Source organism: Mesorhizobium sp. M7A.F.Ca.CA.004.12.1.1, from assembly GCF_003997835.1.
In the GTDB taxonomy this organism is placed as follows: Bacteria; Pseudomonadota; Alphaproteobacteria; order Rhizobiales; family Rhizobiaceae; genus Mesorhizobium.
This window is the reverse complement of record NZ_RZRK01000419.1, coordinates 1-5,472: the sequence shown is the minus strand read 5'-3', so window position 1 is coordinate 5,472 and position 5,472 is coordinate 1. Positions and strand designations below refer to the sequence as shown.

General features: G+C 61.9%; 7 protein-coding genes. 3 read left to right on the top strand and 4 right to left on the bottom strand.

Annotation, left to right across the window (positions count from 1 at the left end; genetic code table 11):
- Together EN984_RS21145 and EN984_RS21140 are read right to left on the bottom strand one after the other, a co-directional pair.
- On the bottom strand, positions 1–554 hold a 554-nt coding region (locus EN984_RS21145; RefSeq protein WP_127383932.1), incomplete at its 3' end, for a response regulator.
- Positions 555–587: 33 nt separating this feature from the next.
- Positions 588–959 (bottom strand): response regulator, encoded by a 372-nt coding sequence (locus tag EN984_RS21140; protein WP_127271107.1) that lies wholly within the window; start codon positions 957–959, stop codon positions 588–590.
- Between the two features lie 246 nt (positions 960–1,205).
- On the opposite strand from EN984_RS21140, the gene EN984_RS21135 reads away from it, so the two are divergent.
- Positions 1,206–1,505 carry a DUF3572 domain-containing protein gene (locus EN984_RS21135; protein WP_024503583.1) on the top strand — a complete coding sequence of 100 codons (300 nt, stop codon included), beginning with the start codon at positions 1,206–1,208 and terminating at the stop codon, positions 1,503–1,505.
- On the top strand, positions 1,502–2,155 hold the full coding sequence (locus EN984_RS21130) for a hypothetical protein (protein ID WP_127271109.1): 654 nt from the start codon (positions 1,502–1,504) through the stop codon (positions 2,153–2,155). The genes EN984_RS21135 and EN984_RS21130 overlap by 4 nt, the downstream gene beginning before the upstream one ends.
- A 16-nt stretch (positions 2,156–2,171) precedes the next feature.
- Here the strand turns inward: EN984_RS21130 and EN984_RS21125 are convergent, their stop codons facing one another.
- Both EN984_RS21125 and EN984_RS21120 read right to left on the bottom strand, forming a co-directional pair.
- Positions 2,172–3,695: a hypothetical protein gene (locus EN984_RS21125; RefSeq protein ID WP_127272774.1), complete on the bottom strand. Its 1,524-nt coding sequence runs from the start codon at positions 3,693–3,695 to the stop codon at positions 2,172–2,174.
- Between the two features lie 171 nt (positions 3,696–3,866).
- Positions 3,867–4,442, bottom strand: coding sequence for a GNAT family N-acetyltransferase (locus tag EN984_RS21120; protein WP_127269141.1), 576 nt, complete (start codon positions 4,440–4,442; stop codon positions 3,867–3,869).
- Between the two features lie 65 nt (positions 4,443–4,507).
- Between EN984_RS21120 and EN984_RS21115 the strand changes: the two genes are divergently transcribed.
- Positions 4,508–5,472, top strand: a 965-nt coding sequence (locus EN984_RS21115; RefSeq protein ID WP_127383931.1) for a DNA polymerase IV, incomplete at its 3' end; no start/stop codon positions are given.

The window sequence follows — 5,472 nt, the reverse complement described above, 5'->3', positions numbered from 1 at the left end:
TGTGTGACGTCGAGGTCGGCCCGGTCGCGCAGCATCTTCTGGATGCGCTCAACGGATGATTTGCGCTCGTCGATCAAAAGCACTTTAGGCGTCGTGTCCTCGGATGCGAAATTGCGGCTGAGCAACTCCTCGATGCCGATGTTGCGCGTCGTCGAGGCGCGCAGCCGCAACTCGTCGGTCAGCGACTTCAGGCGAACCAGGCTCTTGACGCGCGTCATAAGCTGCAGGTCGTTGACCGGCTTGGTCAGGAAGTCGTCGGCACCGGCCTCGAGCCCGCGGACGCGGTCGGAGACCTGATCGAGCGCGGTGATCATCACCACCGGAATGTGCGATGTCGCCGGATCGCTCTTCAGCCGCCGACAGACCTCGAAGCCGTCCATATCAGGCATCATCACGTCGAGCAGCACGACATCGACCTTGCCGTTCTCGCAGGTCTCTATCGCATCCGGCCCGTTGGTGGCGGTCAGCACTTCGAAATATTCGGCCAGCAGCCGCACTTCCAGCAGCCGCACATTGGCAGGGATATCGTCGACGACGAGGATCCGAGCAGTCATTTCACAAGGCTCCGGCTCGGCTGAAGGGGCACATCACGCATCGCCCAGATAGGATTTGATGGTTTCGATGAAACGCGGCACCGAGATCGGCTTAGAAATATAAGCCTCGCAGCCGCCCTGGCGGATACGTTCCTCGTCGCCCTTCATGGCGAAGGCGGTCACCGCAATGACCGGGATGACGTGCAGTTCGTCGTCTTCCTTCAGCCATTTGGTCACTTCAAGCCCCGACACTTCAGGCAATTGGATATCCATCAGGATCAGATCCGGCTTGTGCTGGCGCGCCAAATCGAGCGCTTCCAGACCGTTTCGGGTGCGCACGGTCTCGTAACCGCTTGCCTCGATGAGGTCCCGAAAGAGCTTCATATTGAGCTCATTGTCTTCGACGATCATAACCTTCTTCGGCATCGATTTCCCGTCCCGGCTGCCCTTCCGCTTCGAAGGCAACCGTCATGCGCCCATGTCTGAACGCATCAAACCCTGCTTCACTTTACGGCAATATGATTGACGAAACGGAAATCCGCGGCTGGAAAACAGCGCGAATTCCACCTCGTCCCCTGCGCGTCCAAAGGGCGCGCCACGCTCTAATGGCTTGCCGCAAGCAACTCTTGCCATTACTGCGGGAGAGACTCATTCCACACACCGAAGGTAGTGATGGCAAACGCAGCGTCAATGCGCGAAGAAGCGGAATCGATTGCCGTGAAGGCCCTGGGCTTCGTCGCCTCCGATCCGGAGCTTCTGCCGCGCTTTCTGGCAATCACCGGCATAGAGGTCCATTCGATCCGCAAAGCCGCCAGCGAGCCGGGTTTTCTGGCCGGTGTCCTGCAGTTCATCCTCGCCCACGAGCCGACTCTGATGCGCTTTGCCGAGGAAACCGGCACCCCGCCGGCGGCTGTCGGCAAAGCCTTGCGGTCGCTGCCGCTGGGCGACGACAACCACGAGCATTCCATATGAGCGATGATCCGGAAACCGCGCGCCAGATCGAAGAACTGGCAGCCGACGACCGACCCTTGCTTGTCCTCGATGTCGACGATGTCGTGCTCGAATTCATCCGACCGTTTCCGAATTTCCTCAAGGCGCGCGGCTATGGCCTGACGCTGGCCTCGTTCCGGCTGACCGGCAACATCGCAGAGACCGCCAGCGGCCGCCTGATCGAACAGCCCGAAGTCACGGCACTGCTGGCCGATTTCTTTGACGCGCAAGCCGATTGGCAAAACATTACTGACGGCGCGTCAGAAGCCCTGGCAGGGCTTGGCGATCGCGCGGAAATCATCTTGCTGACGGCCATGCCGCACAAACACCGTGCCGTGCGTCGCGTCCATCTCGACGCGCTTGGGCTGAGCTACCCGCTTCTGACCACTGAAATGGCCAAAGGGCCGGCAGTGGCCAAGCTTCGCGGCAAGGCCGGCCGACCGGTGGTCTTCGTCGACGATCAGCCGCACAATCTGGCGTCGGTACGGGAATCGGTCGCCGACGCCGAACTGTTCCACCTGATGGCCGACAATTCGCTGCGCGCATTCCTGCCGCCGGTGACGGACGATGTGGTCGTCGTCCAGGACTGGCACGAGGCAGCGCCCAAGATCGCAAGCGCGCTGGGGCTCTGAACTCCAGCTTCAGGGTTCAGTTCGCACCTGCGCCGCCGCTGTCGTCTCCGCTGTCATCGGCGCCGTCACCATCATCCAGGCTGTCGTCCACGGCCGGATCGGCGGGCTTCAGCATGACGCCATTGACGGTGACCGAGCCATCGGCCTTGGCATTGACGATCCATTCCAGCCGGCCGTCGGGCAGCGTCTTGCCAAAGCCCTTCGCCATGAGAGCGACTGGCACGTATTGGCCAACCTCCGGTTCCGACTTTGCCGCTTCCTGCAGGCCTTCGACAAGCTTGTCGAAGCCGGCGACATCGACGGTTACGCTTCCTTCGGGCTTTTCGCCTGGGAATGTCATCTCGCCTTCCAGCGCGATCTCCGTGTCCTTGTTCTTCACGGTGCTGTGGCCAAGCACGACCTTCGGCATCTTGGCCATGAAGTCGACTTTAAGCTGCTCGCCGAATTCGGCCGGCAGCGGCGGATTCTTATTGAGATCAAAAGCTTCGATCGCCTTCTTCGCCATGCTGTCGAGATCGATATTGGCGCCGCCAAAGTTCAAATCGACATCGGTGGGCAACAACCCCACGCTCCAGCTCGGCAGAAGCTGGGTCGGCACGGTCAGCCCCGATGCCTTGATGCCGTACGTGATCGTGCCGTTCTGGGCCACGCCATCGGTGCCGAACACGGTGCTGAGCTGGGTGGCGCCGAAATTGCCGACCGGGCTTTCCACCGCGAAATCCTTAAAACCGTAGGTCCCGTCGATACGCTGCCAAAGCGGCAAGGCGGCGAGCAGAAGCGATTTGAGCTGCGCCTGGTTGGCCTTCAGCGTCGCCTCGTCCTCGTTGGCCACCGCAAATGCCAGGAGGTCGAGCAATGGCTTGGTCCGCACGCCCTTGCCGCTGGCTTCGACCGACAGTTCCGGCGACCTGACGGTGACCGGGAATTTCAACCCGCTCTCCGGATCGTCGAAATCGATCGCTTCGACAAAGCTCGACACCTTTTGCGAGGTTGTGAAATCGACGCCCCCGGTCGCCGACTTGGTCGCGGCAACGGTCGCGATGCCGGCGCCCGTGCTGGCTTCCATGTGCTGCTTGGCATCCTTCGATGCCATCGTCATGCCGGCCATCGAGCTGGTGCCGCTGGTGAAGGCCGCCAGATTTGGATCGTAGACGCCCGAACCCTTGCCGTCCTTGATCGAAAACTGAGTGCTTTGCAGCCCTTCGGGTCCGTTGAACTCGAAGGAGGCAGTTTGGGAGAAATCCATGGAGACATCCCAGGACCCGTCGCTGCGCGGCTTGACCATCAGGGCATAGGGCGCGAAGTCGAACTTCAGCAGTTTCTGGTCCGGAAACGATGCCGCAAGTGCCTTGAAATCGAACAGGATCCTGTAGGCGCCACCTTCAAGCGAAACCTTCAAAATGCCTTTGTCGATGGCCTGCTTGCCGACATAGCGGGACAAGTCGTCGGATAATTGCTTCGCACCCTGACTATCGACGGTCTGACCGAACGCAGGCGCGCTCAACGCAAGGAGGAAAACGAATGGCAGGGCACGGTTCACGCGAATTCTCCGTTTGACCTAATGCATGTCGCCCAAAGTGGGTCCTGGTTTGGGAGAACGACATGCATAAACAAAACCCCAAAGCGCATGCGCTTTAGAAGGGACGTCCGTCTGGTATGAAATTACTGCTGCAACCGCAAGGTGAGATCAACAAGCCACGAGCGGACCTCATCAAAGCACCAGCCGCATCAGCGGGCGGCCGGCCTTGCGTTCCACCAGCCGCTCGAAACCCGCCTTCTCGAAGATCCGCGACGAGCCGACGAACAGGCCGATCGAGCGCGAATCGCGAGACAGGTCCATCGGGCACGCCTCGAGCAGCCGGGCTCCATTCTGGCGGGCGAAATTTATGCCGCCTTCGACGAGGCGATGCGTGATGCCCCTGCCGCGCGCCTTGGCGCGGATGAAGAAGCAGGAGATCGCCCAGACGGCCGGATCCGCGGCGTCGGCAGGATCGACCGGTGCCGAGCCCCTGCCCTGATTGTTCCATTCGGGTACGTCGGCGCGCGGTCCGATCTGCATCCAGCCGACCGCCTGGCCATCTTCGAATGCCAGCAGTCCGGGCGGCGGGCCGGCCTCGATACGCGCCTTGATGTGGTCCTTGTTGCGTTCCCGGCTGCTCTCGCGCCGCACCGCCGGCGCCAGCCGGAAATGCGTGCACCAACAGCCGTAGCAGGCGCCTTGCTTGCCGAAGAGGTCCTCGAATTCAGCCCAAAGCTCGGGTGCAAGTGGCGCTATGGTCGTGCTCATGCGTTCTCCCCAGGCCAGCCTTGTCGCTGGCCTTGCACTGTCGTACCATTGCATCTGTTCTCTTTATGTTCGCAGCGATGGCGGCCCCTGTCAACAATCCCGATCACGGTTTTTGCCGCGACTGCCTGACGTTTCAGCGCAGCCAGGCGCGCCGCTGCGAGCGCTGCGGCAGCCCGCGGCTTGCGCGCCATCCAGAGCTTTACCGGCTGCATCTGGCCCATATCGATTGCGACGCCTTCTATGCGGCGATCGAAAAGCGCGACAATCCGGCGCTCAAGGACAAGCCGCTGATCATCGGCGGCGGCAAGCGCGGCGTCGTCTCCACCGCATGCTATATCGCCCGCATCCAAGGCGTGCGCTCGGCCATGCCGATGTTCAAGGCGCTCGAAGCCTGCCCGGAGGCGGTGGTCATCAGCCCCAACATGGAAAAATACGTGCGCGTCGGCCGCGAAGTGCGCGCCATGATGCAAGCGCTGACACCGCTGGTCGAGCCGCTGTCGATCGACGAGGCGTTTCTCGACCTCGCCGGCACCGAACGGCTGCACGGCCTGCCGCCCGCTGTGGTGCTGGCGCGCTTCGCGCAGGCCGTCGAGAAGGAGATCGGCATCACCGTTTCGGCCGGCCTGTCCTATTGCAAGTTCCTCGCCAAGATTGCGTCTGACTTTCGCAAGCCGCGCGGTTTCTCGGTCATCGGCGAGGCCGAGGCAGTCGGCTTCCTCTCGGCGCAGCCGGTGACCATGATCTGGGGTGTCGGAAAGGCATTCAACGCCACGCTGGAGCGTGACGGCATCCGCACCATCGGCCAGTTGCAGCAGATGGATCGCGGCGACCTGATGCGCCGCTACGGCACGATGGGCGACCGGCTCTACCACCTTTCGCGCGGCGAGGACGTCCGCCGCGTCGATCCCGACCAGGATGCCAAGAGCGTATCGGCCGAAACCACCTTCGACACCGATATCGCGTCGCTGGAGGAACTGGTCGCGGTTCTCAGGGGCCTTTCGGAAAAGGTCTCGGCACGGCTGAAAAAGTC